At 39.2% G+C, this 26,829-nt stretch carries 21 protein-coding genes and 8 pseudogenes; 14 read left to right on the top strand and 15 right to left on the bottom strand.

Going from position 1 to position 26,829, the window contains the following annotated elements; genetic code table 11:
* Positions 1 to 218: 218 nt before the first annotated feature.
* Both AC0VZ4_RS08405 and nhaA read right to left on the bottom strand, forming a co-directional pair.
* A protein-coding gene (locus AC0VZ4_RS08405; protein ID WP_420713787.1) for an IS3 family transposase occupies positions 219 to 1,387 on the bottom strand; the annotation gives its coding sequence in 2 pieces (ribosomal slippage) (positions 219 to 1,141 and positions 1,141 to 1,387; 1,170 coding nt in all).
* A gap of 142 nt (positions 1,388 to 1,529) precedes the next feature.
* The gene (nhaA, locus tag AC0VZ4_RS08400) at positions 1,530 to 2,894 is read right to left on the bottom strand and encodes a Na+/H+ antiporter NhaA (protein WP_475441440.1); all 1,365 of its coding nucleotides are present in this window, start codon (positions 2,892 to 2,894) and stop codon (positions 1,530 to 1,532) included.
* A gap of 215 nt (positions 2,895 to 3,109) precedes the next feature.
* Between nhaA and AC0VZ4_RS08395 the strand changes: the two genes are divergently transcribed.
* A complete protein-coding gene (locus AC0VZ4_RS08395; RefSeq protein ID WP_475441439.1) occupies positions 3,110 to 3,859 on the top strand; it encodes an IS30 family transposase in 750 nt (249 codons plus the stop codon).
* A gap of 3 nt (positions 3,860 to 3,862) precedes the next feature.
* Here AC0VZ4_RS08395 and AC0VZ4_RS08390 read toward each other — a convergent pair whose 3' ends face one another.
* A complete protein-coding gene (locus AC0VZ4_RS08390) occupies positions 3,863 to 5,080 on the bottom strand; it encodes an IS4 family transposase (protein WP_475439682.1) in 1,218 nt (405 codons plus the stop codon).
* A 96-nt stretch (positions 5,081 to 5,176) separates the two neighbouring features.
* On the opposite strand from AC0VZ4_RS08390, the pseudogene AC0VZ4_RS08385 reads away from it, so the two are divergent.
* Positions 5,177 to 5,476, top strand: a pseudogene (locus AC0VZ4_RS08385) (IS30 family transposase); the annotation flags it as partial.
* Positions 5,477 to 5,498: 22 nt separating this feature from the next.
* Here the strand turns inward: AC0VZ4_RS08385 and AC0VZ4_RS08380 are convergent.
* Positions 5,499 to 6,650 carry a N(5)-(carboxyethyl)ornithine synthase gene (locus AC0VZ4_RS08380; RefSeq protein WP_475441438.1) on the bottom strand — a complete coding sequence of 384 codons (1,152 nt, stop codon included), beginning with the start codon at positions 6,648 to 6,650 and terminating at the stop codon, positions 5,499 to 5,501.
* A gap of 416 nt (positions 6,651 to 7,066) precedes the next feature.
* Between AC0VZ4_RS08380 and AC0VZ4_RS08375 the strand changes: the two are divergent.
* Positions 7,067 to 7,356, top strand: a pseudogene (locus AC0VZ4_RS08375) (MFS transporter); the annotation flags it as partial.
* A gap of 46 nt (positions 7,357 to 7,402) precedes the next feature.
* Here the strand turns inward: AC0VZ4_RS08375 and AC0VZ4_RS08370 are convergent.
* From AC0VZ4_RS08370 to AC0VZ4_RS08360, 3 genes are all read right to left on the bottom strand, one after another.
* On the bottom strand, positions 7,403 to 8,029 hold the full coding sequence (locus AC0VZ4_RS08370) for a winged helix-turn-helix domain-containing protein (RefSeq protein WP_475441437.1): 627 nt from the start codon (positions 8,027 to 8,029) through the stop codon (positions 7,403 to 7,405).
* Positions 8,026 to 8,775: an IS5 family transposase gene (locus AC0VZ4_RS08365; RefSeq protein WP_475439649.1), complete on the bottom strand. Its 750-nt coding sequence runs from the start codon at positions 8,773 to 8,775 to the stop codon at positions 8,026 to 8,028. The genes AC0VZ4_RS08370 and AC0VZ4_RS08365 overlap by 4 nt, the downstream gene beginning before the upstream one ends.
* A 142-nt stretch (positions 8,776 to 8,917) precedes the next feature.
* Complete coding sequence (locus AC0VZ4_RS08360; RefSeq protein WP_475441436.1) at positions 8,918 to 10,222, bottom strand: DUF4118 domain-containing protein; 1,305 nt, start codon at positions 10,220 to 10,222, stop codon at positions 8,918 to 8,920.
* A 181-nt stretch (positions 10,223 to 10,403) separates the two neighbouring features.
* Between AC0VZ4_RS08360 and AC0VZ4_RS08355 the strand changes: the two genes are divergently transcribed.
* Positions 10,404 to 11,063, top strand: coding sequence for a potassium channel family protein (locus AC0VZ4_RS08355; RefSeq protein ID WP_182672167.1), 660 nt, complete (start codon positions 10,404 to 10,406; stop codon positions 11,061 to 11,063).
* A gap of 95 nt (positions 11,064 to 11,158) precedes the next feature.
* Here AC0VZ4_RS08355 and AC0VZ4_RS08350 read toward each other — a convergent pair whose 3' ends face one another.
* A complete protein-coding gene (locus AC0VZ4_RS08350; RefSeq protein ID WP_475441435.1) occupies positions 11,159 to 12,277 on the bottom strand; it encodes an ISAs1 family transposase in 1,119 nt (372 codons plus the stop codon).
* 29 nt (positions 12,278 to 12,306) lie between these two features.
* Here AC0VZ4_RS08350 and AC0VZ4_RS08345 point away from each other — a divergent pair, with 29 nt between their 5' ends.
* Entirely contained in the window at positions 12,307 to 13,650 is a 1,344-nt protein-coding gene (locus tag AC0VZ4_RS08345) for a TrkH family potassium uptake protein (protein ID WP_475441632.1), read from the top strand.
* A gap of 218 nt (positions 13,651 to 13,868) precedes the next feature.
* Here AC0VZ4_RS08345 and AC0VZ4_RS08340 read toward each other — a convergent pair whose 3' ends face one another.
* On the bottom strand, positions 13,869 to 15,272 hold the full coding sequence (locus AC0VZ4_RS08340; protein WP_475441631.1) for a sugar porter family MFS transporter: 1,404 nt from the start codon (positions 15,270 to 15,272) through the stop codon (positions 13,869 to 13,871).
* 229 nt (positions 15,273 to 15,501) lie between these two features.
* Positions 15,502 to 16,542, bottom strand: coding sequence for a LacI family DNA-binding transcriptional regulator (locus AC0VZ4_RS08335; RefSeq protein WP_475441434.1), 1,041 nt, complete (start codon positions 16,540 to 16,542; stop codon positions 15,502 to 15,504).
* Between the two features lie 206 nt (positions 16,543 to 16,748).
* Here AC0VZ4_RS08335 and AC0VZ4_RS08330 point away from each other — a divergent pair.
* Positions 16,749 to 17,336 (top strand): annotated as a pseudogene (locus AC0VZ4_RS08330) (family 43 glycosylhydrolase).
* 63 nt (positions 17,337 to 17,399) lie between these two features.
* Here the strand turns inward: AC0VZ4_RS08330 and tnpA are convergent.
* Positions 17,400 to 17,758: pseudogene (gene tnpA / locus AC0VZ4_RS08325) on the bottom strand (IS200/IS605 family transposase).
* 139 nt (positions 17,759 to 17,897) lie between these two features.
* Here tnpA and AC0VZ4_RS08320 point away from each other — a divergent pair.
* Both AC0VZ4_RS08320 and AC0VZ4_RS08315 read left to right on the top strand, forming a co-directional pair.
* Positions 17,898 to 18,663 (top strand): annotated as a pseudogene (locus AC0VZ4_RS08320) (family 43 glycosylhydrolase).
* Positions 18,660 to 18,905 (top strand): annotated as a pseudogene (locus AC0VZ4_RS08315) (beta-xylosidase family glycoside hydrolase); the annotation flags it as partial. The pseudogenes AC0VZ4_RS08320 and AC0VZ4_RS08315, both read left to right, overlap by 4 nt.
* 232 nt (positions 18,906 to 19,137) lie before the next feature.
* On the opposite strand, the gene AC0VZ4_RS08310 reads toward AC0VZ4_RS08315, so the two are convergent.
* Positions 19,138 to 19,311 carry a hypothetical protein gene (locus AC0VZ4_RS08310; protein WP_475441433.1) on the bottom strand — a complete coding sequence of 58 codons (174 nt, stop codon included), beginning with the start codon at positions 19,309 to 19,311 and terminating at the stop codon, positions 19,138 to 19,140.
* Positions 19,312 to 19,361: 50 nt separating this feature from the next.
* Positions 19,362 to 19,544, bottom strand: a complete 183-nt coding sequence (locus AC0VZ4_RS08305) for a hypothetical protein (RefSeq protein ID WP_475441432.1) — start codon at positions 19,542 to 19,544, stop codon at positions 19,362 to 19,364.
* Here AC0VZ4_RS08305 and AC0VZ4_RS08300 point away from each other — a divergent pair.
* Complete coding sequence (locus tag AC0VZ4_RS08300) at positions 19,534 to 20,712, top strand: IS4 family transposase (protein ID WP_475441431.1); 1,179 nt, start codon at positions 19,534 to 19,536, stop codon at positions 20,710 to 20,712. The two genes, AC0VZ4_RS08305 and AC0VZ4_RS08300, sit on opposite strands and share 11 nt — an antisense overlap.
* A gap of 183 nt (positions 20,713 to 20,895) precedes the next feature.
* On the opposite strand, the pseudogene AC0VZ4_RS08295 reads toward AC0VZ4_RS08300, so the two are convergent.
* Positions 20,896 to 21,176, bottom strand: a pseudogene (locus AC0VZ4_RS08295) (Gfo/Idh/MocA family protein).
* A 200-nt stretch (positions 21,177 to 21,376) separates the two neighbouring features.
* Between AC0VZ4_RS08295 and xylB the strand changes: the two are divergent.
* The 3 genes and pseudogenes from xylB to AC0VZ4_RS08280 all read left to right on the top strand — a co-directional run.
* Positions 21,377 to 22,834, top strand: a complete 1,458-nt coding sequence (xylB, locus tag AC0VZ4_RS08290; RefSeq protein ID WP_475441429.1) for a xylulokinase — start codon at positions 21,377 to 21,379, stop codon at positions 22,832 to 22,834.
* A gap of 30 nt (positions 22,835 to 22,864) precedes the next feature.
* Positions 22,865 to 24,184, top strand: coding sequence for a xylose isomerase (gene xylA, locus AC0VZ4_RS08285; protein WP_475441427.1), 1,320 nt, complete (start codon positions 22,865 to 22,867; stop codon positions 24,182 to 24,184).
* A 39-nt stretch (positions 24,185 to 24,223) separates the two neighbouring features.
* A pseudogene (locus AC0VZ4_RS08280) lies at positions 24,224 to 24,361 on the top strand (transaldolase family protein); the annotation flags it as partial.
* Between the two features lie 21 nt (positions 24,362 to 24,382).
* On the opposite strand, the gene AC0VZ4_RS08275 reads toward AC0VZ4_RS08280, so the two are convergent.
* The gene (locus AC0VZ4_RS08275) at positions 24,383 to 25,270 is read right to left on the bottom strand and encodes a LysR family transcriptional regulator (RefSeq protein ID WP_475441426.1); all 888 of its coding nucleotides are present in this window, start codon (positions 25,268 to 25,270) and stop codon (positions 24,383 to 24,385) included.
* Between the two features lie 137 nt (positions 25,271 to 25,407).
* Between AC0VZ4_RS08275 and AC0VZ4_RS08270 the strand changes: the two genes are divergently transcribed.
* Positions 25,408 to 25,779, top strand: coding sequence for a DoxX family protein (locus AC0VZ4_RS08270; RefSeq protein WP_475441425.1), 372 nt, complete (start codon positions 25,408 to 25,410; stop codon positions 25,777 to 25,779).
* Positions 25,780 to 26,045: 266 nt separating this feature from the next.
* Positions 26,046 to 26,804, top strand: coding sequence for an MBL fold metallo-hydrolase (locus tag AC0VZ4_RS08265; RefSeq protein WP_475441424.1), 759 nt, complete (start codon positions 26,046 to 26,048; stop codon positions 26,802 to 26,804).
* The last annotated feature ends 25 nt before the right edge of the window (positions 26,805 to 26,829 follow it).

Genomic DNA, 26,829 nt, shown 5'->3' with positions numbered 1-26,829 from the left:
AGGTGATAACTTCCTCTGTATAATTTAAGGGTAATAATTTAGGGGTAATGATTTAAGGAATAGTTTTAAGATTTAAATTCATGCACTTATAGATTAATTCAAAGCCAAAAAACCTTAGTAAGACATTAGCGTATTTATTTTAATTGGTCTGTTCGCTACAACACATAGCGTGTTTTAAACAATAGGTTGACGTGGTCAACTAAATTCAGTCACCCTAGTTAAGAAACCATATCTAATGTTTCGATTCGTTCTTCAAAGTCATTTGGGCTTTGATAATTTAAGTACGAATGTAAGCGACGACTGTTGTACCACATACAGATGTAATTCATTACATCCTGTTGAGCCTCATAACGCGTTGGGTAGTTTTTCCAATGCACGCGCTCTTGCTTCAAACTACCGAAGAAGCTTTCTGCAACAGCATTATCCCAGCAACAGCCTTTCTTACTCATGCTACCAATGAAGTCATTTGACTTGAGCAATTTACGATATTGGTGGCTTGCATATTGAACCCCTTGATCTGAATGGATAATTAACCCTGTTTTGGGCTGGCGTTGCCACATCGCCATAGTCAGTGCGTCACAGACAAGCTGCGCTTTCATTCGTGAGCCCATGCTCCAACCAACGACTTTTCGCGAATATAAATCAATCACTACCGCCAGATACAACCAACCTTCTGCAGTCCAAACATAAGTGATATCTTGTACCCAGGCTTGATCAGCTGCTTCAACGTTGAAGTTTTGCTCAAGTACATTGGGATAAATAGGCTTATTATGCTCACTATTCGTTGTCACTTTGTATCTCTTTTTATAACGCACCCAGACATTTGCCTCTTTCATTAGCTGTGCTGTTTTGTAACGACTCACCGGAAAACCGAGTGCATTTAAGACTTTCTGAATACGCCTTTCACCGTAAGTATTATCACTGAAGTGCGCTATGTCCTTGACACAATCAATCATTTCTTGATGTGTTGGATCCTCTGATTTAGTTGAGAATCGCTTTTGATAACTATAGTAATTGTTACTTTTTACACCCAGTATTCGGCACATTGTCGCCACAGGCCAGGTCTTCTTGTATTGGGTTATGAACGAATATTTCACTTCGTTTCTTTGGCAAAGAAGACCGTCGCTTTTTTTAATATTTCACGCTCCATTTCTAGGCGTTTCACTTGCGCTTTTAGCTCTCTGATCTCTTCTTGCTCAGGGGTTAAATTACCGTTCCCTCTAAAAGCATGCCCATCATCATTTTCAGCTTCTTTTATCCAGCGACCAAGCATGTTGGGATTTACCCCTAAATTTCTAGAGGCTTCTGCTTGTGAGTAGTTTTGCTCAACAACTAATGCGATAGCATCAAGTTTAAATTCTTTGGAATACTTTTTACGTTTTGTCATTATCGATCTCCAGTTAAGTTGATTATCTCTTAACTGGGGTAGTCGAATCCATTAAACCACGTCAGGTTTAATTGATAAATAAAGGTTAAGTACAACTAAGGAGTACACATTATTGAATACCCACTAGCCCCTTCACGCCCTATTATGGCGTTGAATTAATTGATTTATTGCTCTTTTTTGAGGCAACCACTCGAATATATAAAACCCCAAGTATTGCAGAAAGAACCGAAGCCACTAAAACCGATGTTTTTGCGTTATGAAGATGCTCGGCTTGCCCATCAAACCCCAACGTAGCAATAAAGGTAGACATGGTGAATCCAATCCCGGCGATAAGTGAAGCACCAATAACATGCTGAAGATTAATGCCCTCAGGCAAGCAACCTATTTTGTAGCGTAAAGCAAGCCAACACGCACCCGAAATACCAATAAACTTACCAACAACAAGACCACTAATAATACCTAAGCCAACGGGATCACTGAGGCTTTCAACAAATGAACTAAAGTTAAAAACCACACCCGCATTAACTAAAGCAAATAGCGGTAAAATAAACAGTGCGACAGGCAGGTGCAGTACATCTTCCCACCGACGCAAAGGTGTACCTGCATTTTCGGCTAAATCACGAATTTCGAGTACCTGTTTATGATCCTGCCTGCTAGCCAGAACATCTACTTTCTCTATTTCTTTTTGCATAGAGGTAATGGTTGTTTTTGCCTTTTCAAGCGACCTTCCTGAGCCCAACATTGAGCATGCAGGAGCCGTTAAAGCAATAGCAACACCTGCTACAGTAGGATGCACACCTGACTGTAGCATCATCCACCAGGTGGCAAGACCAATGATAATGTAAAAAAGCGGTTGCCTTATTCCGGCATAATTGGCGGCTACTAAAAAAGCAAATAGGACAACGGCGCATGACAAATACATCACCGATATTTCTTGGGTATAAAACACAGCAATAACGAGTATTGCCCCCACATCGTCAACAATCGCAAGACCTACAATAAAAGCCAACAAGCTTGTTGGTATATGTTTTCTTACAATTGTAAGCACACCTAATGCAAACGCAGTATCGGTTGCCATGGGTATACCCCAACCAATCAGTGAATCTTGCCCCCAATTAAACAGCGAATAAATACCAGCCAGCACGACCATTCCGCCTATGGCGCAAAAAATGAGTATGTGTCTATTTTTGGGCTCAGCTAAATCTCCAGCAAGTACCTCTCGTTTTATTTCAAGCCCAAGCAATAAGAAAAATATCACCATCAAACCATCATTAATAATGTGTTTAAGCGAGGTTTGTAGTTCAAAGTTTCCTAATGAGATCCCAATAGGCGTATGCACTAAGTTCAGATAGGTAGCTGAATAAGCTGAATTTGCCCACCATAGTGCAATGATCGTAGATACCAGAAGAAACAAACTAGAAGTGGTTTGAGCACGCATAAAATTAGAAAATGGGGTGTGCATATAGTCTAAGCCACGATTTAGTATGTTTTTAGAATCGTTAGGCATATCAGGTAGCCTTATAAATTGTGAGGATTACCGTGGGTGTTCTTTTTATCAAAACTTTTAAGATTTCAGTTCTCCAGTTTTACTATCAGTCAACAAACACTTCGCCTTAAAATTACTAGTATTAAGACGAAGTGCACACCCCTAATGTAAAATTAGATTAGGGATAGATTTAATCATTCCTAAATTCGGATAATAAGTGCAATTTCTCAGATTAGATGGCCAGCTGTTATAATTCGGCCATTCTCTCGCCAAAGGAAATTGCTTTAATGAAATATAAACAGCTGACACAAGCAGAAAGATACCAGATTTACGCGTTAATAAAAGCAGGAAATAACCAAAAACAGATAGCTGATGAACTCACTCGTTCACCGTCATCTATCTCTAGAGAGTTAAAACGCAATAAAGGGCTTAAAGGCTATCGACCTAACCAAGCCAATAATTTTGCAGAGCAAAGACGCAAGTCATCTTTCAAAGCAAGTAAGTTAACAGATGATGTTACTGACTGGATTAATAAATTGTTGGTTGACGGACTTTCGCCAGAGCAGGTGGCAGGCCGCTTAGCTTTAGAGAAAAAGGTCGTTTTGCATCATGAAACGATTTATCAATATATTTACAGAGACAAGGCTCGTGGTGGTGAACTACATAAGACACTCACTCGTGCATGTAAAAAGTATAAAAAACGCTATGGAAGCTACGATAAACGTGGACAGATAGTTAATCGAGTCAGTATTGATGAACGCCCAAGTATTGTGGATTCAAAGTCTAGGATTGGTGATTGGGAGGGCGATACAGTGATAGGCAAAGGGCGTAAAAATGCCCTTGTTACAATGGTTGAACGTAAAACGTTATATACAGTCGTTCACAGAATTGAAAGCAAGCATGCGAAAATAACAGCCGATGCGCTGATCAAGTGTATGACACCCTATAAAGGTAAGGTTATTACCCTAAGGGATCCCCAAAAATAATCATTAAGTTTCAATTACATCACTCACATCCATATTTTTCCAATTGAGTTGCACTACCACTTGTGCGAAATAGGCGAGCCCTTCTAAATAATCTCGCCGTCGCAGTTTAATGGACTGTTTTTTGAAGTATCGCAACCCAACAAATGCCCATGACACTACTCGCCTGCTTTTGGTTGAGTTAGCTTGAAAAGATCCTGTCTTTCCTGCTTTGTCTATCACTGCACCCAGCATCATTGAGAACCAATGCGCCAGTGTTGCGAGCAGTAAAAGTATGTCTAATCGGTAGAGTTTGTTCGTTCTGTGTAGATCTGAGCCTAAGCCGAACCTAACACTTTTTTGATCTCGAAATCCGGCTTCTATTTGCATTCTCATACCATATAATTTGAGCACTTTTTCGAGAAAGTGGTGCCTTTTTGGAAGTGAAGAAACGAGTAGCCAAGGCTCCTTATAACCACGTTTTTTATCTCTTTTTAATAACTTATGCCCCTTGCCAACCAGCACTGCATGCGTTTGATATTTTGCACTTTTGGTCAACTCGGTCGCGCCAAGATACTGGCTCTTACGTTGATTGCTCTTGAATAGTGACTGGCATGGAACAAACTCATCGCTGCCCTGCGTTTTCAAGTGTGCCGTACCTCGAACTCGGCTAATATAATGCCAGCCATTGTTTCGCACGGCTTTGAGCCAAGGAACTTTAAAGCCCGCATCCGTCACAATGACGGGCCGGCAATCACTCGGCAAGATCAGTTTGAGCATCTTCAAGAACCGTTTTTGTACTTTTGGGCAATGATATTGAAAGCTGAGTGCACTTTCCTGATACAGGGTTAAAGAGCGACCTTCACTGACAATGCTGGCACGCAGAATACAATATTTGGTTTGTGTATCGGCATGACTCCAATCAACCAAAATGACGGGATGCTTTTCAGTGACCACAAAACGGCTTAAGTGAACATAAACCGTTGTTGATTCACGTAAAAGCTCGTGGTTACTGAGCAGTCGATCAATACGTTTAATATCATGTTTTTCAGTGGTTTTTGAATTCAAATTGCGACCGATAGACGTCAAGGTGCATTGCTGACAGTGCAAAAGAGATTTAACGGCAGCGACTAGAGTATTAAATCTGGCTTTATGAATTGATTTAGGGGTGACAGCGCGGAGCATATTGTGCAAAATAGTAAAAGCATTCATGGTGTTTAGCTCTGTTGTTTGTAAGTGATTCATAAGATCACAAAACACCATGAATGTTCCCTCGCTTCCCACATTTTTTAATACTGTTAGTTTATTGATATATAAAGGCTAATTCTGGGGATACTTTAGGTTATTACCGTGACTTTAGATAATGGAAAAGAGTTTGCTCACCATGAGCATGTTGCACAAAAATTAGAAGCGGATGTGTATTTCGCTCACCCATATTCATCATGGGAGCGGGGCATAAATGAGAATACCAACGGCTTACTTAGACGCTTCTTCCCCAAGGGAACTGACTTTATGTCGCTAAGTGAAGCAGAAATACAGGCGGCAGTTGATAAGCTCAACCATCGGCCAAGAAAAACAAGAGGGTATAAAACCCCTCATGAGTTATTTACGGGGCAATCAGAAGTTCTGGTGGCTGCATAATGATTGCACTTAATACTTGAATTCAAGATTGTGTTATTACGTTATAAGGATAAATATTTTCGCGGTTTTGGAATGCCAAAATAGCCGTATTTTGAATTATTCCTTGCTCAATGTTTATTGCACGGCGAATGGTTTCATCTTTTTGCCACTGTAAAGCACCTTTGAGTATCGTTTGTAAATATACAATGAGCGCCGCAGAAATTGAACGCGTCGCGCTTTCCCATAAATAGCTCGGTGTATGATCAACGCCATAATAATCCGTGTTGTTATATCGAAATAAAGGGTTTTTAAACGTTGTCGGCTTTGCAAAAAAGAATCCCATCCCCTCATCACAGCTAACATCAATAATTAAGCTGTTTGGTTTTAAGCAGTCGGCTTCTGATTCAATGACAAAGTTAACCGGATGAGCTGTTTCTTGATAAGTCCCGTTCACGATAATATCGGCTTCGCTAATAAGATCGCTAAGTGGTCGATTAGTCCCATCATGCTCAACAACCATCATGCGCGCCTCTCCTTCAATACCCTCTCGTACCTTAACATAATGGCAATCTAATATTTCTTCACGCACTTCGTGATCAGGACGCTGAATACAAATTGTAATATCTCTAAAGCCATGCGCTTTAAGGGCGTAAATAGCGCCTCTACTCACTGCACCAAAACTAAATATAATCGTTTTACGTTGATCGCCATAATGACCATCAATACCCTTAAGTTGCAAAGCATGTATTACAGCGCAATACCCTGCCATTTCATTGTTTTTATAAAAAGTATGGCGCCCTACATTTCCGTTTGGTGACCACACATACATATCTTCAAAAGCAATTAAGGTAAGTTTACGCTCAATTGCCGCTTGTGTTATTTCATGCTGTTGAACGCAGTGGGCATAGCCCCAAATAGTGCCTCCTTCGCGCATTTCTTCTAAGTCAGCAAGTACAGGCTTTGCGATAATGGCAGTGCCAATATGGGTAAGTATTTCGCTGCGCGATGCAATGCCACCCGTTAACGTTGCAATATATTCATCGCTAACATTAAAAGCGGTGCCATAGCCTTGTTCAAACACCATTTGTTTTCTAAGATTTTCGGGAATTCGTAATAAATGCTCTGGGTGAATAGGATACCGTCTTTCATCTGTCTTGCGGGATGTTCCGATAACGCCGATAGTTAATTCACTCATGCTAAGTCCTGTTTATAAAGTAAGTACGCTTGAGTTCATCAACGAATAATCATACTTCGCCAATAAACTTAGGCGGTGTTTGTTCTGTACATTTATGGCTCGGATGAACCAACTCTATTTTACAAAGGTGTAATTTTGACAATAAATAATGAAGAGCAGTGAGTTAACTTGCATTGAGTTGCAAGCTGAAGACTATTACCTTTTGAGTAAAAGTGCTGACTGAGTATATCAGAAATAAGTATTGCTAACTTGGGTATCTCATACTTAAATAAAGGGAGCACTACTCTGTAGAGCAGGTTTAATTCGCTTTGTATTGGGTTAACTGTATGTTCAGCTTTTATATCAACTTCGGCTATGTCCATGAGCGGTTATTACTAATTTTTTGTATGGAATCAAGATTTGGCTGCTTTGGTTTTCTTGTAAAGGCCAACTTATATGTATTCTTTTTTAACCTTTCATGGGGTCCTGTAAGGTGGGTAATGCTCGGCGAGATATTTCCAAATAACATGAGAGGATTAGGCTTAGGAGTTGCAGGGCTTGCTCAATGACTGGCTAATTTTTAATCACTATTACCTTTCCCATATTGCTAGCCGGTGGAGGGCTTGTACTCGCATATTCGCCCTATGCATTTTTCGCATTAATATCGGTGCTTTTTGTTATTTACTTAGTAACAGAAACCAAAGGAACGAAACTAGAAAACGTGTAACTTTATCGTCCTAAATAGCTAAATTTAGGACGATAATTTTTAGTGCCTACCCAACTAATCTATAACCTACCGCTGGCTCAGTTAAGATATGAATAGGACTTGCAGGGTTTACCTCAAGCTTTTGCCTTAGTTGCGCTACATGTACACGAATATACTCAGGTCTATTAATGTATTGCTCCCCCCATACCTGACTTAAAATAGCATTATGAGTAAGCACTTTATCTTTATTTTGAAACAACATAAGTAAAATTTTATATTCTTTATTAGTGAGCTTTACATCGCTGCTGTTAAGCGTAACTGTGTGCTTATGTGGATCTATAATGATGTTACCGCATTGCAGTGACAAACTGGGCTGTGTATTTACTCTTAGTAGCACACGCATTCTTGCCAGAAGTTCGTTTGCACTAAAAGGTTTGGTTATATAATCGTTTGCCCCATTATCAAGGGCTGTAACCTTTTCCACCTCGCCATCGCGAGCCGAAAGCACTAATATTGGTATTTGGCTCCATTGTCGTACTTCAAGTAACCAAGCCTGTCCATCCATATCAAGCAATCCCAAATCAAGTAACACTAAGTCAAAGCTTTGCTCACTCATTAATGAAAAACCATCAAGCCCTTTCGCACTAATTGATACGTTGTAGCCACTGGCACCTAGGGGCTGTTGATCTTTCACATTGGTAGCCAAATCATTGCACATGCCAGCGCTAACATACTCTCAAACTGTAATTTCAATTTATCGTACCTTGTCGCTATAGCACGGAAGTGCTTTAGCCTTGCAAAGGCATTTTCAACTAAATGCCTATATTTATATAAGCACCAATCAATATCACCATTACCTGTTTTTGAATTTTTCTTTCTAGGGATCACTGGGCTTGAGTTTCTCTCTCGAACCTTATTTCTAATGACTTCACTATCATAGCCTTTGTCTGCGATAACAAAATCGCCTTGGGGCAATAATTCAATCAGTTCATTTGCCACTTTACTATCATGAACATCGCCGCCTGTAATAATAAATTCAATTGGTAAGCCATAACTATCAACAGCTAAATGAATTTTACTTGTATTACCGCCACGACTTAATGCTATCGCTTGTTCTTGTTGAGACGCAGCACCTGTACTGTGTTGATGTGCTTTAACATAACTGCCATCAATGAATTCCCACTCAGTGTCACTATTGGCGGATAATGATTTGAACAACCTTATTAATATTCCTTTTTTAGACCAAAGTAGAAATCGGCGGTAAATAGTATTCCATAAACCAAAACACTCAGGGAGGTCACGCCATGGGCAACCAACACGTAAGCGATATAAAATTCCTTCCATCGTTTGTCTGTGTTCAAGCTTGTTATAAACTCTATCTTCAAGCAAAATTGATTTTAGCTTCGACCACAACTTATCAGTGAGCATTAATCGGGGCATGGTAATCTCGTAAGGTTTGTTTTTGGCGAAGTAAATTATACGAAATTACCGCTTACGCACAAAATTCAAACAAAGATCAACAGCCCCTAGTAATGTTTTTAAAAAACTTTGCAGTGCGGGTGAGTCTTCTAGCACCAATACATTAATCATTCTTTGCACTCCAGCTAAGTATTGCTGTGGCTACTTGGGTCAGCTCATCAATAGCTAATACAAATTCGCCTTGATGAAACTGAGCAACTACATCGCAAATTACGCTACCAAGCCCAACTCCTTCATCCGAACTGCTTGGATGAGTAACTATGAGATTGCTTACGGCTATTTTATAGTGTGTTATATTACCAATTCGTTCAGTATTAAAGTCCACTGTCGCCACTCCATCACCGTAACGTGCCGCGTTTTCGAATATATTCGCAAGCGCGATTTCTAAAAGAGTTATATCACCTATACAACAAGTGGCTTTATCAAAGACTAACGCTAAGTTAAAACCACTTAATTGCTGCTGCCTGCGTGCTTTAGCCTCAGTAACAAGTGTATGTACGTTTATAGCTTGCCATGCTAGCTGCTCTCCTATTTTATTTACCCGGCTAAGCTCCATCACTTTATTAAAATGCTGATTTAAGATTTCACTTTGCTCATAAATATTTTTTGCTTGTTCTGTAATTGATGCCTTACTCAGCTCAATATTCTCGTCAGCTAACATGCTTGATGAGCCCATAATAGTAGCCAAAGGCGTGCGTAGATCATGAGATAAACTACGTAGCAATGCATTTTTAGCACGTTCTAACTCTGCTTGTACTTTCATCGATGCCGACTGGTTTCTAAGATTTGAGTTTTCGTGGACCTGAAACAACAAAGACAGTGCCGTGTCTATAAATGCACGGTTTTCAGGACTAAGTTCAACATCTGAACTAAAGCCGCCCCATTGTGTGCTTTGTTCGATATTGAAGTACTCTCCATTATCCATTCTATTATTGTTCCAACGAAGTGTAATACCTAGATGGTTTTTAATCGATGTTGTAAATACCTGGCGCTGAGCGTTTATATCATCAAGCCCATTAAGCGTCTTAGCTAACTCATATAAACATCGTGTATTACTGGCATGTAACTGGGTATCACGAACGTTTTTACTTAGCTCACCCGCCAATTTGCTTATCATCAAGCCAACTATAAGCATGACAGTAAAAGTGACTAAGTATTCAATTTTTTCGATATGAAATGTAAAGTACGGCAGTACAAAAAACCAGTCGGTACATGCCACACTAACTAACGTTGTAATCCCCGCTAAGGCGGCATTTTGACGCACCGCAACCCATGCCACCCAAAGTAATTGCAACATGACAATGTCGGTGGTCGTTAGCCACTCTCGAACTGGAAAAATAGCCAGCACAATAAAAATAGGCGCAATTGTTGTTAATAAAAGCGGCTTAAGCCATTTATTAATACCCATTTTTGCACTCCCATAAAATTCTCTTTTTATAGGTTACTGCTTTTTAATACGTTGTGTATAAAGTTTTTATAAAGATTTTTGGCTGTAGTGTTAAATGTTTATAAAGCTTAATTGATATGGGGTGACTCTTTTTTAAAATTCCATAGTCTTTGCTATGTCGTATTTTTTAATAGGAACACACATGGCACAGTTTGCAGTAATTGGATTAGGTAGTTTTGGTGTTACCGCCTCGCTTGAGCTTGCTAATCAGGGGCATCACGTTTGCGCAGCCGATATAAGCGAAAGCACCATTAACACGTTTGCTAATCAGTTAAATTACACTGTCATTTTAGATGCTAGTGATGAAACACAACTTGCTCGACTCGACTTAACCAGCTGCCAAGCTGTATTAGTTGCAATTGGTGAAAATATAGAAGCGAGTATTTTATGCGTGCTGCATTTAAAAAACCTTGGTGTTAAACAAATATGGGTCAAGGCGTGCTCTAAAAGTCACCATCAAATTTTAAGTAAACTTGGCGTATCCCGTATTATTCACCCCGAAGAAGAAATGGGTATCAGAGTAGCACATGCACTTAACTACCCTATGGTTAACCAATACTTTGCGCTTACACAATCTACATTTATTGTTGAGCTTGCCATAGATTTACATTTATCAGGGCGCAATATTGGCTGGCTTTTAAAAGACCGTAACTCAGATATAAAACCGCTCACCTTACGCCGAGATGATAATTTTAATACAGACCTAACACTCGACACCGAGTTACGCCATGGTGATAGCCTTGTATTACTGGGCTCGAAACATTACCTAACAAAACTCACCAAACGGTTTAAAGCTTTATGATCAACTGGCAAGCACACGTACTTCCAAAGCAATTTAATCGCCGTTTAAAAAATTTCAAAAGGCCTGTTAACCCAGGGCAAGAGCATGAAAAAAGTCTATGCGTTCAGTACCTTTTCAAGGTAGGCTGTACTGCGCATAGCTTTTTTCTGTTTTGCGGGCATGCCTTTACTAAAACTTTTTTCTGCTTTTAGCTGATTAAATGCGATGTGTCTCAGCCCCGCAAATACAGGTGCTGCACCTTCGCGCCTAATTCGACACTCATCTTCTTTAAATCCTACATCTAAACGCCAATGTAATCCATTTTCTATTTGCCAATGTTGTCGTGCTCCTCTCGCGAGTTCTTCCGCTGTTAAATTCGCTGAACTAATATAGTATCTATAGCATAACTCATTGCTTAATTTACCTTTTTCTTTTCTATAAGAAACAATAACACCCACTGTTTTTACACCTTCCCAGTGTATCGTTTCTGATAAACCGCTCACGTTATGGCTCACTGCACAGCACCTAAATTCTTCTCTATTTTTTTGATAATCGACTTCGTTAAACAAGAGCCCATCAGATGCTTGTCGTGCTACCTCAGGTAATAACACATCTTCTATTTGTGACAGTAGCCTTTTATGGTTTGCTTTTACCGCAAGTAAGTAATCGGCTTCTTTACCAACTATTTTTTTTGCAATTGATTTTTGACACCCCATAGCGTCAATCGTTACTAAGCAGCCTTTTATCTCTAATAATTCAAGCAGCTCTGGCAACGCTTTTATTTCATTCGACTTTTTATCAACAGGGCATTGTGCCAAAACAACACCATTTTCGCATGCAAATGCACTGATCATATAAAGCGCATCGCGTCTATCTGACTGATTAAATGAACCTTTCAATCGTTTACCGTCAATAGCAACTACACCGCCTTGAGTTAATTTGGAGCAGGCTTTCATCCAAGAAGAAAAGGAATCTTGGAATTGCGTCATGTCAATACGGCTCATTACACGAGCAATTGTGTCATGGCGAGGGATCCCTTGTTCAAGAAGAACATATTTTCTGAGCCAATCTAGTCTATCATGACCAAAATCTTCAATCTCTTCCCAGCCCTGACAGCCTGAAACAACAGCGCTAACAGCTAAGAATATGATATCAAATAGTTTATGAACAACTTTACCTTGTTGGCGAGGGTCGTCGATTGATTCGAAATATTTAAATAGCTGAATGTTAGACATGGGGATGCTCCTTAAAAAAGGAGTATAAGATCATACTTTTAAGTCAAGGTAAAGTTCGTGATCTTGCCCTGCCTGTTAACCCCCCTTTAATTTTAACTGCTGGTTTTTTTGCTCTCATTATTTTAGGCACTTGCTTATTACTATTACCTTTTGCAAGTGTTGAATCGCTTAGCTTTATTCAAGCTTTTTTTACTGCATCCTCTGCGGTTACAGTTACAGGCTTAGTTGTTATTGATACAGGCACTGCGCTAACCACATTTGGGCAATGTGTTGTTATGGTACTTATTCAAATTGGAGGAATCGGTTTTATGACCGTGGCCGTTATTTCATTTTTAAGTATTGGTAAAAATTTAGGATTAAAACAACGTTTACTTGCAAGCCAAGCATTCGATACAAGCGATTTAAATGGAGTGATCCATGTAGCTAGATGTGTAATAACTTACTCGCTAATAATTCAGACTATAGCATTTTGCTTACTTTTTATTAGCTGGGTAGATGACTATGGTATTTCGGGTAGCGCCTATCAAAGTCTATTTTATACTATTTCGGCTTTTAACAATGCCGGGTTTGCACTCGATAGTAATAGCTTAATGGCTTTTAAAAGTGATGTATCTGTTAATCTTATTATCAGTGCATTATTTATAATCGGTGGCTTAGGGTTTACCGTTTTAATAGATATATATCAACAACGTCGCTGGCATAAATTAGCAACTAATACACGTATTGTATTAATTGCAAGTGCTGTAATAAATTGCAGTGCATTTTTGCTTATTTTTTTATTTGAATATTCAAATCCAGCCACACTTGCCAACCTACCTATTAACGAGCAAGTAATTGCTGCTTGGTTTCAAGCAGTTACACCACGTACTGCAGGCTTTAATACTTTACCTATTAGCCAGCTCAGTTCCGACTCGACATTGCTTACATTATTATTAATGGTAATCGGTGGCGGTTCGGTAAGTACAGCAAGCGGCATTAAAATAGGAACTTTTGTTATTTTACTACTTGCTATGTATAGTTATTTACGCCAAAAACCACAGGTAACCATATTTAACAGAGAGCTAAGCGACAAACTTATGATAAAAGCATTGAGTGTTGTAATTTTGTACTTATTTACGGCTTTTTTAAGCATCATGATTATGAGTAAAATCGAGCAAGCGTCTCTTTTAGATATTACTTTTGAAGTAATTTCGGCATTGAGCACTGTAGGGCTATCTCGTGATTTTACTAGTAATTTAAGTATGCCAAGCCAGCTAATAATAATTTTACTTATGCTGATTGGCAGAGTAGGTCCATTGACATTTGCTTATTGTTTTGCAAAACCTAAATTACAACCTCTTAAATTTGCTAAAACAACCATACAAATAGGGTAACTATTATTAAGACCACTTAGCCAGCATAATTTATGTAAGGTATTATTGCGGTGCAAGATAGAAAATTAATGACTCCTAAATATAACTTTATCTATTAGGAGTCTTTTATAGAAAAATAAAAATGAATATAAGCACTCTTTTTCATGGTAGGTATGAAAATAAATAAAATAAGCGCCAAACCATTACAGTAGTTTTGGCGCTTATTAAAGGGGTAATATTTACCCTTTCATTTGTTCAAGCTCTTTGCCTTTGGTTTCGTGTAAAAACTTAAATACAAATATAACTGAAACAAACGCGCAAAATGCGTAAAAACCATACGCCCCAGCTAAACCAATGCCTGTGAGCATAACAGGGAACGACCATGTAATTAAAAAGTTAGCTATCCACTGGGCAAAGCCAGTAACTGCAAGGCCAGAGCCACGAATTTGGTTAGGGAACATTTCACCTAACATAACCCACATTACAGGGCCCCACGATAAGTTAAAAAAGAACACATACGCATTAGCGGCTATTAAAGCAACTATGCCCTGCTCTCCTAATTCTAAGTTGCCTGTTGAGCCAATATCTGCATTTAAAAAGGCATAAACAATAACCGAAAGCGTCACCGTCATACCAATTGAGCCGGTTAACAAAAAAGGTTTTCTGCCAATTTTGTCTATAAAATACATGGTAATAAACACCGCTAAAATACTTACAAAGCCGCTTATTATATTAATGAGTAACGCGTCAGATTCAGTAAAACCAGCGGCTTGCCAAAGTACCGCGCCGTAGTAAAAAACAACGTTAATGCCTACTAATTGCTGAAATGTAGCTAAGCCAATTCCTATCCAAACAATGGGGCGTAAACGTTTTTCAGATTTATCAATAAGATCAGATAATTTAGGTTGGTGTTTATCGTCAGCAAGCGACTGTGCTATTTCATTTAATTTATGAGCGGCTGTTTCATCACCATATAATTTAGATAAAACACGTGCAGCAGCGTCTTTTTTACCAGCCATAATTAAGTATCGCGGGCTTTCGGGGATAAAAAACAAAGCAATTAAAAACAAGCATGCAGGTAATAACTCAACCCAAAACATCCAACGCCATGTTTCAAAGTCGAGCCAAAATAACGCCGTAGAGCCTCCAGCTGTATTGGCTAAAAGGTAGTTACTGACAAATGCGCTAAACAAACCAAAAATAATAGCCACTTGTTGCAGTGTGGAGAGCGTGCCTCTGTATCGCGCGGGGGCAATTTCGCTAATATAAGCTGGGGTCATAACCGATGCAGCCCCTACAGCTAAACCGCCTAAAATGCGATAAATCACAAATTCAAACGATGTGACTGACACACCCGAGCCCCAAGCACTTATAATAAATAAAGCAGCGGCAAAAAGTAAAATTGGACGCCGACCAAATTTATCAGCCAATCGACCTGCGCAAAACGCACCAATGGCACAGCCAATCAGCATACTCGATACGTTAAACCCCGTACCCGCACTACTGGAGTCAAACGCCGTTTGAAGCCCATCAACAGTGCCGTTAATTACACCGCTGTCAAAGCCAAATAAAAACCCGCCAATGGTCGCAACAAAGCAAACCAGTACTATTAAAAGTACATTTTCTTTCTCGTTCATAAGTATCCATATTGTGTGTTGTTGTTATTTTATATAGATTTTGAAGCTCAAAAGAGTATGCGTTTTAGCTTATACCAACCTGCATAAATTTTTGATCAATTTAACGAATTAAATTTCACTATAACGTCGTTAAAAATTTTTGATTTAGAACAACTAGATACAAAAACTTTTGCCTAGTTCTAGCGTAATTTTCTTAACGTTAAATAGACCCCATATATAAGCAGATTGGTATTATTTAGTTATTTTTATTGGTTGAGCTTGATTCTCTTTCTATTAATTCAAAATCTAAAATATATCTTAAGCCTAAGCTTTTTACATTACTTAAATCGTTATACTGACCCGATGCGAGCATGGTGATCGCAAGCTCAGCCATCTCATTTATAGGCTGTTTTACCGTTGAAATATTTGGCCAAACTATGGTTGCAAGTTGCGTGTCATCAAAGCCCACAACCGACAGGTCGCTTGGAATATTAATACCTTGTTTTTGAGCTATTGAGATTACAGCGGCAGCCATATCATCGTTAGCTGCAAAAATAGCCGTTGGTTTATCATCAAGCGAAAGTAATTTTATTGCCGCTTCCATGCCCGATTGATAAGTAAAACTGCCCTGCTCTATATACTCAGGTGGCGTTATTATTTTATTAGAGCGCAGCGCATCTAAATAACCTTGGTAACGTAAACGGCTTACACCCTGTTTAGTGTCGCCAATAATATGTGCAATTTTGCTATGCCCTTGATTTATTAAATGCTCTGTCACATCAAAGGCCGCTTGGTAATCGTCCATGCATATATAAGGGGAGCGATTTAATTTTGTGTCTGGCGTTATTCTTACAAATGGTACTTGAGCTTTAGTAAGCACATCTAAAACCTGTTCGTTGTCGCACATAGGAGGCAGTAAAATCATGCCATCAACCTGTGTAACATCAATAAGTTGCTTTACCGATTCAATTGTTTTGTCAATATCGGTGTGCGCTTCATCAACAACAAGGTGGTAGCCTAATGCGCGGCATTTTTTAAGCGCTGCCAACAAAAACTGGCTTATGTAAGAGTCACTTGGGTTATCGTATAAAAGTCCTAAAAAGAATGACTTAGTGCTTGCAAGGCGCCTAGCAGACACATTTGGCCGGTAGTTTAATTGCTCAACAACTGCCATTACTTTTTCGCGGGTTTTGTCGCTCACTTTTTTGTCTTGGTTGAGTACGCGCGAAACTGTCATCATTGATACACCAGCCTGCTCAGCTACATCTTGTATTCTTGCTCTTTTAGGATTGGCCATTACTGTTATTACCTACTCACAATCAGTGGATTGTTATAATTAACTTTCTTAATTTTCATTATACATAATTGTAAAGCTTGATATTGTTTACAGCGCGTTTTAAATGATTACTTATTGACAAAGTTATATACTACAACAAAAATGTTAGCGCTAACAGCGATTTTATACATGAAAAATAAAATACACAAAAGGCCTATATTATAAGCATGCTGCAAAACCCAATTCTGAGAGGCTTTAACCCAGACCCAAATATTGTCAAGGTTAATAACGATTACTACATAGCTACCTCAACTTTTGAATAGTTTGGCGGTGTGCAAATTCACCACTCTAACGATTTAGTTAATTGGCGAGTTATAGGCCAAGCGCTTAACACCGTAGAGCAACTCGATATGCGAGGAGTGCCCGACTCTTGCGGCGTATGGACACCGCAACTTAGCTACAACAATGGGCGTTTTTATTTGGTGTACACCAACATAAAAAGCTTTGATGGCCCCTACAAAGACAAGCCAAACTATTTTGTATCAACCACTGATATTACCGGTAACTGGTCACAAGCGAATTACTTAAACTCTAGCGGTTTTGAACCGTCTATTTTTCACGATGATGACGGTAAAAGCTATTTGCTAAACATGTTGGTTGATCACCGTAATAACGCACTCTTTGGCGGCATAGTAATGCAAGAGCTTTGCCTAAAAGCCAATAAGTTAATAGGCGATGTTAAACCTATACTTTCAGGCACAGAACTTGGTTGCACTGAAGGCCCACATATTTTAAAACGCGGTGATTACTACTAATAAACATCCCCGGGGCAAGCCCTTCTGCTAACGCAGAACTCACTTCGTGAGCGGGGTATTTGGTTAGAACATAGTTAATTGATGATCCGAATGAAGTTGGTCATAATTATTTCCTTGGTTTTTCACATACTTTCTTATCATTGATTCGTCACCATGTTTTCCTACCGTACTTGCAAAATAACCATCAGACCAAAACTCTCCACCCCATAACTGCTTTTTAACATGAGGGCACTTTTTAAAAACCTCTCTTGCCGTTAAACTTTTAATCATCGTTACCAACTTTGTAATGCTGTAGTTGGAACTGACTGAACTAAAAAATGAATATGCTCTTCATCTTCATCCGTCCCAATTTCTAAAGATTTGATTTCGTAACGTTTTTCTATTTCGACACAAATTTCTGTGATTGCCCTATCAACTCCCACATCAAGAACTGCTCTTCTCTATTTTGCTGGGAAAACTAAGTGATAAAGTAAAACTGTCACATTATGGCTTTTATGTATAAATTCGCTCATTACTCAATACTACGCCGCAAGCGGCGGGGAATAAACCCGAAGAGATTTAATTACCGCTGAAGGTGGCACTGGGTATGAACACTGCATTAGTGTTGCGCGCTCTAAAAACGTATTTGGCCCTTACCAAGTGCACCCACATAACCCCGTAATAACAACAGTTCATGCACCGAGTAATGCGCTGCAAAAATGCGGCCATGGGGATTTTTTCAAACGCAAAACGGTGATTGGTACACGGTATTTTTAACATCAAGGCCACTGACTGAGCGCGGCCGCTGTATTACAGGGCGTGAAACAGGGATTGAGCAAATAATCTGGAAAGACGATGACTGGCCTTATGCAAAACACACAAATAAAGCCCCGAGAATACACGTACCCGTTGCAGGTTTAACGCTAAACCCACAGCCGCAACCCTCAACAAATATTAATTTTAGTAAAGATGATCTGACTGTTGATTTTCAGTCATTGCGTATACCTATGTGCAAAAGTTGGGTGTATAAAAATACTCAAAAAGCATCGCTCACCCTAGTAGGAAAAGAGTCTTTAAGCTCATTGCATCAGCAAAGTTTTATTGCACGGCGTGTACAAGCTCATCATACGGTTAGCAGCACATGCGTTGATTTTGCGCCAAGCAGTTTTCAACAAATGGTGGGGTAGTATGTTATTACAACACCGCGCATTACTACTATTTGCATATAAGCGGCGGCGATGTAGGCGATGAAACCACACCGCATTATTTAAATATAATAAGCTGCGATAAATACCAAACAAGCACGCCTGTTGCACCGCTTTTGCTTAAAACAAACCTGTTTACTTAAAAGCTTATTTTAATGGCGCTCAGCTGCAGTTTTACTACGCCACCGAGAAAAACTTCTGGATAAAGTTTGGCCCAGTGCTCGATGGGAGCATTTTATCTGATGATTATGTGCAGCAATCACCGCAAGGGTATCGCCCGTGTTTTACCGGTGCTTTTGTGGGTATGGCGTGCCAAGATTTATCGGGGCAAAATAAAGAAGCTCACTTTTCATTTTTTAATTATGATGAACCTAGCGGCGAATAAATCGCCGCTAGTTAAGTTTATTAGTTGATTTAGAGCTGATATAAAAATTTTTAAAGCTCTTTTAAAGTTCTCTTAAAACAGGGCTTTAATACGTTCCATTGGCGATTGTAAAAGTAAACTTTGAGAGTGGCTCATAATGTCACTCTCTCGTTTGTTTTCGCTCAGTAAGCGCCCTATTTCTTGCGCTTCATAGCTGTAACCTTGTGACTGCCTGCCATCTTAAAATGCTCAATTAATTCATCAAGCTCATACAAAGAGCACTCATAAGCTCTAAATGCATCGGGTATTTTATATAGCCTTTGTCGCCAATAATATACGCGCCATTCCCTAATCGACATTGAAATGACGTGGCCAAGCTCACCATGACATCGCCACAATTAGCAGTAATAAGTACATCGTCTTCCACGCCTTTGTAGCGAATATTTGCTCTTACATGTAAATTTTCTAGGTCGTTATTTAAAAAGTAATTAGCGATAGCCAGCGATAAATCCCCATATCAAGTAAACAACCGCCCGCTAAATCTGGGTTGTATTCACGCCCGTCGGGCTGACGAATCCCCAAAACGTGACAGGCACAGCAATTTATGATCTTATGTAAATCACCACAACCCACATAAGTCACAACTGCTATGCCTGACACATCAGTTTGCCATAAGTACTTTAAACATGCATTAGCGCCATTCAATAATGCCAGAGTAAAAACATTACTAAGCTGCAGTAATGCATTAATTTCGGGCAATAAACTTACCTTAACTGAAATCGGCAGAAATTTGTCTGGCGCTGTGGATGTAAAACATAAAATAAAACGCGTTGATCGCTTCTTAAAAAATACTCACCTCTACAATGAAAGGGTCGCTATCTATAAAGCATTAGCTCATCCTATTATCGACTCTTTACCAATGCTTGCAATTGCCGTTGACTGGAGCCGTGCCTGTGGTCACGACTATCACTTACTGCGAGCAAGCTTACTTGTGGATGGGCGCTCTATCGTGATTTATAACATGATTGTTGAGCAGAAGAATTTTGATAGCCCAGCAACCAACAGCCTGTTTTTAGATGAACTTTATGAAGTGCTTGGACGACATCCTAGTGTCTATATTGTAACAGACGGCGGCTTTCTTACGCCTTGGTATAGTAAAGTACGCGAACTTGGTTGGCATATGATAGGTCGATTAAGAGGCTCAATGAAGTGTAAACTAGCCATGCAATCACAATGGCATACATTAAAACAACTTAGGGCTGGTGCCAGCGATATACCAAAGGCGTTAGGTCAAGCACGACTAACTCAGTCCAGCCCGATAGCATGCGATGCATTTTTACACGTATATCATGGAAAAAATAAAGGAAGAAAAGGAAAAAGCAGATTTACGAAAGATACAAAAATGTATCAAAACTTAGCGAAAGAGCCATGGTTACTCGCGACATCAGACAATACAATGACGAGTAAGCGAGTAGTTGGTTTATATAGTAAAAGAATGCAAATAGAGCAAAATTTCCGCGATGACAAAAGTTTGAGATATGGTTTTTCGTGGCGTTTTAGTAAAAGCACCGGCATAAATAGAATAGGAATATTATGCTTGATAGCCACAATAGCGAGCACTGCGTTATGGTTTATAGGGTGTGAAGCAGAAAAAAGAAAGTGGCATATAAAATTTCAAGCAAATAGTGTTAAGAATCGCCGAGTTCTTTCATTTTTAACCTTAGCCAAGCAAGTCATAAAGCTATGTAAGAGACGTATTACACAAAGCTATATAGAAAAAAGTTTAAAAAACTTTATTTTTAATTATCAAAAAGAGGCCGCTGGATAAAGTGGGGATCCCTCAGCCCGTCGGGATTAAAAGGCACAGGGTAACCAAAGTCAGCTTTAACATGTTTAATAGTGCCAATTCGCCCTTGCCTACCCATTGTTTTGCTTTTTGTATTGCAGGTAGAAAATACATCCACATGGCTTCCATTAAAAATACGTCGTGCTTTTTAGCTAGTAAATACAACTACTTACACTCTTCAACCGAAACCGTAATGGGCTTTTCGCACAATACATGCTTACCTACTTTAATAGCATCGCTGGCATTTTAAAGTGAAAGTTATGCGGGGTCGCAATGTAAACCACATCAACGTTTTTATCATCAAATAGTGCCTGATACCCTTCGTAGGCATTGGCCGCACCATACTTAATAGCAAAAGCGGTTGCATCATCCCCACTTCTAGCTGCAACCGCGTACGCTACACCATTATTTGTATGTACTAAGTCTTCACAAAATTGTGCAGTAATTCGGCCACAATCAACAATACCCCAATTTATTTTTTAATTGTGTTTCCTTATGATCTTAAAAAGAAATTTAAGTGACCTCCAACAATCAAGCAAAAAACTTGCAAATTAATTGCTAAACATAGCTTAAAACTAGCTTGACTTAACAATATCAAATCACTAGTGTTAGCGCTAACACTAAAACAACATTAAGTATCACATTCATGTTTCTTGGTATCGATTTAGGCACTTCAGGTGTAAAAGTAATTATTTTAGACGAGCAAGACCAGTTGCTTGCTCAAGCAACTGGATCTTTAAGCGTTTCACGCCCAGCCCCTCTTTTTTCAGAGCAAAACCCTGAAGATTGGTGGCTTGCTACCTGTAGTGCAATCGAGGAGCTTAAAAATACTCACCCTGCATTATTAAAATCGATAAAGGCAGTGGGCCTTTCTGGGCAAATGCATGGCGCAACGCTGCTTGATAAAAACAATAATATTATTCGCCCAGTCATTTTATGGAATGACGGGCGCAGTGCAGCACAATGCGTAGAGCTTGAAAAACGCGAACCAAATTCTCGTAACATTACCGGCAACATAGCAATGCCAGGTTTTACTGCGCCTAAATTGGTGTGGCTAAAAGAGTTTGAACCAGAAAATTTTGCAAAAGTAGCCAAAGTATTACTACCAAAAGACTACCTACGCTTTTTAATGACCGGCGATTTTGCATCAGACATGTCTGACTCTGCAGGCACACTGTGGCTAGACGTAGAAAAAAGAGCATGGTCGCAAAAAATGCTTAGCGCCTGCGACTTAACAGAGCAACACATGCCTACCCTTTTTGAGGGCACACAAATTACTGGCAAATTAACAGCCCTAGTTGCTGCTAAATGGGGAATGGAGCAAGTACCCGTTGTGGCAGGTGGTGGCGATAATGCCGCAGGCGCTGCCGGTGTTGGCGTAGTAAGGCCTAAACAAGCGTTTTTGTCATTAGGTACTTCGGGCGTTTACTTTGTTGCTAACGAAAAATACCTGCCTAACCCAGAAGGTGCAGTACATACTTTTTGTCATTGTATTGAAAACACCTGGCACCAAATGTCAGTGGTGTTAAGCGCAGCAAGCTGTTTAACCTGGGTTACTCAATTAACCGGTTTTGAAAACGAAGGTGCACTCCTTGAACAAGTAAGTAAATGCGACTTTAGCAAACCAAGCTCAGTGATATTTTTGCCTTATTTAACCGGTGAGCGCACGCCGCACAATAACCCCAACGCAAAAGGCGTGTTTTTTGGTTTAGACAGCGACACCGACGCAGCAACCCTTGGCCGTGCAGTACTCGAGGGCGTTGCCTTTGCTTTTGCCGATGGCCAACAAGTACTACTTGATGCTGGCGCACAAATTGACGATGTAACCGTTATTGGTGGTGGCGCTAAAAGCTCACTGTGGGGAGAAATCCTCGCAAGTGTACTCAACCGCCCCCTAATTTACAGAGAAGGCTCAGAAGTTGGCCCTGCATTTGGCGCAGCACGATTGGCCAGAGTAGCCACAGAGCAATGCCCAGCACAACAGGTATGCGTTAACGGTAAAGCTACGCAAACCATTGAACCAAATCCAGTTATGCAAGATTTTTACGCACAGCAATACACAACATACAAAGCACTTTATCAAAGTGTAAAAACATACTTTTAAAACACTATTATAAAATTAATGGAGCACAATATGAGCGAGCAATTTTTTACAAACGTTGAAAAAATCAAATTTGAGGGTGAAGACTCTAAAAACCCATTTGCATTTCGTTACTACGACGAAAACCAAGTAGTGTTTGGCAAAACAATGAAAGAACATTTACGTTTTGCAGCCTGTTACTGGCATAACTTTTGTTCTACAGGGTTTGATATTTTTGGTGAAGGTACGTTTGACCGCCCTTGGATCCAACCTGTAGGCAATCAATTAGAACTTGCTGAACAAAAAGTAAAAGTAGCCTTTGAATTTTATGAAAAATTAGGCGTTCCTTACTTTTGTTTTCATGATGTTGATATTGCCCCCGAAGGCAAAACACTACAAGAAAGCCACGATAACGTAACGCACATAGCTAACATTATCGAAAAAGAAATGCAGCGCACAGGTGTAAAACTACTGTGGGGTACTGCTAACTTATTCTCAAATCAGCGTTTTTGTGCCGGTGGTGCAACAAACCCTAATCCTAATACGTATGCATATGCAGCAGCACAAGTTAAACATGCAATGGAAATTACGCATCGTTTAGGCGGAGAAAACTACGTACTTTGGGGTGGTCGTGAAGGTTACGACACGCTACTAAATACAGACCTTGCACAAGAAAGCGAACAGTACGCACGCTTTTTGAAAATGGTTGTAGAGCACAAGAAAAAAATTGGTTTTAAAGGCACATTATTAATTGAGCCAAAACCACAAGAGCCAACTAAGCACCAGTACGATTACGATACAGCAACAGTTGCAGGCTTTTTACACAAGCACGACTTACAAGACGAAATTAAAGTAAACATTGAAGCAAACCACGCAACACTTGCAGGTCATAGCTTCCACCACGAAATTGCCGTTGCTTGCGCTGAAGGTATTATGGGTAGTATTGATGCTAACCGTGGTGATATGCAAAACGGATGGGATACAGATCAATTCCCTAACGATGTAGCTGAGTGCACACTTGTCGTTTACGAAATTTTAAAGAATGGCGGTTTTACAACCGGTGGCTTTAACTTTGATACTAAACTTCGCCGTCAATCGTGTGAACGCGATGATTTATTCATCGGTCACATTGGTGGTATGGATACGATGGCAAAAGCATTACTCAATGCAGCAGCAATGATTGAAGGCGGCGAGCTTTCTGACTTTGTAGAAAAACGTTACGCAGGTTGGAAAGAAGACCTAGGCCGAAGCATTTTAAAAGGTGAACAATCACTTGAGAGCCTTGCCGCGTTAGTACACGAAAACAACATCGATCCTAAGCAAGTTTCTGGCCGCCAAGAGCTGCTTGAGAATATTGTTAACCGCTACGTATAAGGGCATCGCCTCGGTTTTAAAGCCGAGGCGTACATCATTATGAACTTGTTAACCACGGTCGTTGCCGACAGTGGCGATGTAGAGTCAATCAAGGCCCTACAACCGGTTGATGCAACAACCAACCCTTCATTAATTTTACAAGCTGCAAAATTACCTCAATATAAACATTTAAATAAGTTTTTCACATATATAAGATTGTTATATCTGATAGTTTTTAAATTGCTCCCACACAGCCTCTGCTACAGGCCCCAACACTTCTCCCCTTTTCTTAATAATGTAATATTTTAGAGGCGTTATATTTTGCACATCACTAAGTGACAGCATTTGCAGAGTATTATTTGCAATACCTTCATCAGCTAAATAGCCTGGTAATTTGCCCCAACCCATTGCACTTTCGATAAGCATTTTTTTAGTTGGAAAGTCATTTACATACCATCGTCGCTGACCTTGCTGTACACCCCACTCTATGTTTTTTGAACCAGTGCCTGAGTCCTGCACAATTATTTGGTATTCGTTCAACAAATCACTGGCTTGCCTAAGGTTTGGATTTCGCTTTAACAACACTGGGGAAGCTACATTGATTAATGAGCCGCTATTTAACAAATGCTTTTCAATTTTCTCTTCTTGTGCAGAAAATTCCATTGTTGGTGTTATACACAGATCAGCACCGCCATCAAGTAAGGCTTCAATTGCACCTGTTATGTACTCTTGCCTGATTATTATTTGAGTTTCAGGGAACTGATTTTGCATATTTTTTAGTAATGGTAAAATACCTTTTAAATTAAATGATGCTTCAATTGCAATCGTTATACTTACCTCGTTCCCTTGTGCTATGTGGTGTGCAACTTGTTTAAGTTGTGCTGCATCATCTAACAATTTCATAGCCTTATGAAACATAGTTTTTCCTGCACTGGTAAGCTCTAACCGATAACCATTTCGACTAAATAAGGAAAAGTTAAGGGTATTTTCTAGTTGCTTAATACCTTGGCTTATAGCTGGTTGAGTTTTGTGTAAAAGAGCACTTGCTTCACTCAATGATCCAACCTGAGCAACAGTAACAAACATACTAAGCTGTTCTAATTTCATAATTTTCGCCAAACATGTAAAGCTAAAGTTTATATCTTATAAAAAAACATTCAATATTAATTAATAAGAAATGTGGTTATTCTAACGTCAAAAGCTAAGCATCTGCTTAAATCACTCTTATTAAAGTTGGGAATAACATGAGCACAAAAGTAAAAAGAATTTTTATGTATACATCACTAGGATTAACAACACTTGCGTTTATAGCTGCAGGCTCTGCAAAACTAGCAGGAGTTGAGCAAATGCACTTATCGTTTGCACTCATGGGTTTACCTGCTTGGTTTGGCTATTTTATTGGTGCAAGTGAACTTGCAGGTGCTATTGCTATTTGGATAAAAAAAATAAGCATTTTAGCTGCAAGTGGTTTGTTAGTTATTATGGCTGGTGCAATATTTTTTCATGTAGTTTACGACAGTGTTGCCAATGCAATACCTGCCGTTATTTTATGTGCTTTTTTAATTAATATCATAATTAACCGAGTCAATGATATAAAGGCCTTGGATAATAAGTAACCTAGAGCTATTTTCAATACAATGAATAACGATATATTCGCTTCTATCGTTATTCAAACCCTCTTTTACAAAATGACTAATGCTTTCGCATCTCTAATTTAGCCTAAAGATAACAAACTCGATCTCTAAACAAACAAAGCCTAAAGTTGTTTTATCCATTAAATTTTAATTTTGAGTTCATACCCTGTATTTAATAATTGAATAAACGACGTATTAAAGTTTATTACTTGGGCTTTTAATATGCCTAATTAACTAAGGTGTAAAATATGAAAAAAACATTTTTAGGCATTTTCTCTATTACAGTAATAACTTACTTACTGAGCGGCTGCACAACATCAAATAATGGCAATATTACAAAGTTAAGTGAAGATAAAATAAATACTAGATTAAATAAATTACCTTCCTCGCTAACCTCTAGTGATTTGTTCAATACCACTGTTCTTGAACCCACTCAGCTATTTGATAACCTTTATTTTGTAGGATATGTCAGCGTAGGCAGTTTTGTTATCATTACAACTGAGGGCATTATTTTAATCGATACCATGTGGACCCCGCACGACGCCAAACATGTAATTGTTCCTGGACTGAGAGAGTTAGGCTTAAATCCTGAAGATATTAAATACGTGATAGTTACTCACGGCCACAGCGACCATTATGGTGGCGCTCACTACTTTGAATCACGTTATGGCGCTAAAATTTTAATGAGAAAAAATGAGTGGGACTACATCCATAATCCAAATGCACCTGTATTAACTGATCCTTTCGGTAACTTTTCTACCGAAATACCATTACCTAGCACTTACACTCAAGTTATCGATGGTGAAAAAATAAGTTTAGGTAAAACTAATTTAACGGTACTTGCTACACCTGGACATACGCCTGGTGGGTTGTCATTAATAATACCTGTTACAGATAATGGCATACCTCATACAGTTGCACTTTGGGGAGGTACCGGTTTACCGGATACTAAAGAAGCAAATCAAACTTATTTGCACTCTTTAAATTATTTTCAAAAAATTGCGTAACTATTCACCATGGTAAATTATTTTC

The sequence above is a fragment of the Pseudoalteromonas sp. QJM3NY_22 genome, assembly GCF_056173065.1.
Note: the sequence above shows the minus strand (reverse complement) of the source record. Positions and strands in the feature narration are given on the sequence as shown.

Bases quoted from the DNA above. Each gene is read 5' to 3' on its own strand.
- AC0VZ4_RS08335 (WP_475441434.1), bottom strand. From the start codon at position 16,542: ATGGCCAATCCTAAAAGAGCAAGAATACAAGATGTAGCTGAGCAGGCT.
- AC0VZ4_RS08270 (WP_475441425.1), top strand. From the start codon at position 25,408: ATGAGCACAAAAGTAAAAAGAATTTTTATGTATACATCACTAGGATTA.
- AC0VZ4_RS08360 (WP_475441436.1), bottom strand. From the start codon at position 10,222: ATGGGTATTAATAAATGGCTTAAGCCGCTTTTATTAACAACAATTGCG.
- AC0VZ4_RS08380 (WP_475441438.1), bottom strand. From the start codon at position 6,650: ATGAGTGAATTAACTATCGGCGTTATCGGAACATCCCGCAAGACAGAT.
- AC0VZ4_RS08365 (WP_475439649.1), bottom strand. From the start codon at position 8,775: ATGCCCCGATTAATGCTCACTGATAAGTTGTGGTCGAAGCTAAAATCA.
- AC0VZ4_RS08275 (WP_475441426.1), bottom strand. From the start codon at position 25,270: ATGAAATTAGAACAGCTTAGTATGTTTGTTACTGTTGCTCAGGTTGGA.
- AC0VZ4_RS08265 (WP_475441424.1), top strand. From the start codon at position 26,046: ATGAAAAAAACATTTTTAGGCATTTTCTCTATTACAGTAATAACTTAC.
- xylB (WP_475441429.1), top strand. From the start codon at position 21,377: ATGTTTCTTGGTATCGATTTAGGCACTTCAGGTGTAAAAGTAATTATT.
- xylA (WP_475441427.1), top strand. From the start codon at position 22,865: ATGAGCGAGCAATTTTTTACAAACGTTGAAAAAATCAAATTTGAGGGT.
- AC0VZ4_RS08355 (WP_182672167.1), top strand. From the start codon at position 10,404: ATGGCACAGTTTGCAGTAATTGGATTAGGTAGTTTTGGTGTTACCGCC.
- AC0VZ4_RS08350 (WP_475441435.1), bottom strand. From the start codon at position 12,277: ATGTCTAACATTCAGCTATTTAAATATTTCGAATCAATCGACGACCCT.
- AC0VZ4_RS08300 (WP_475441431.1), top strand. From the start codon at position 19,534: ATGCCTGACACATCAGTTTGCCATAAGTACTTTAAACATGCATTAGCG.
- AC0VZ4_RS08390 (WP_475439682.1), bottom strand. From the start codon at position 5,080: ATGAATCACTTACAAACAACAGAGCTAAACACCATGAATGCTTTTACT.
- nhaA (WP_475441440.1), bottom strand. From the start codon at position 2,894: ATGCCTAACGATTCTAAAAACATACTAAATCGTGGCTTAGACTATATG.
- AC0VZ4_RS08395 (WP_475441439.1), top strand. From the start codon at position 3,110: ATGGCCAGCTGTTATAATTCGGCCATTCTCTCGCCAAAGGAAATTGCT.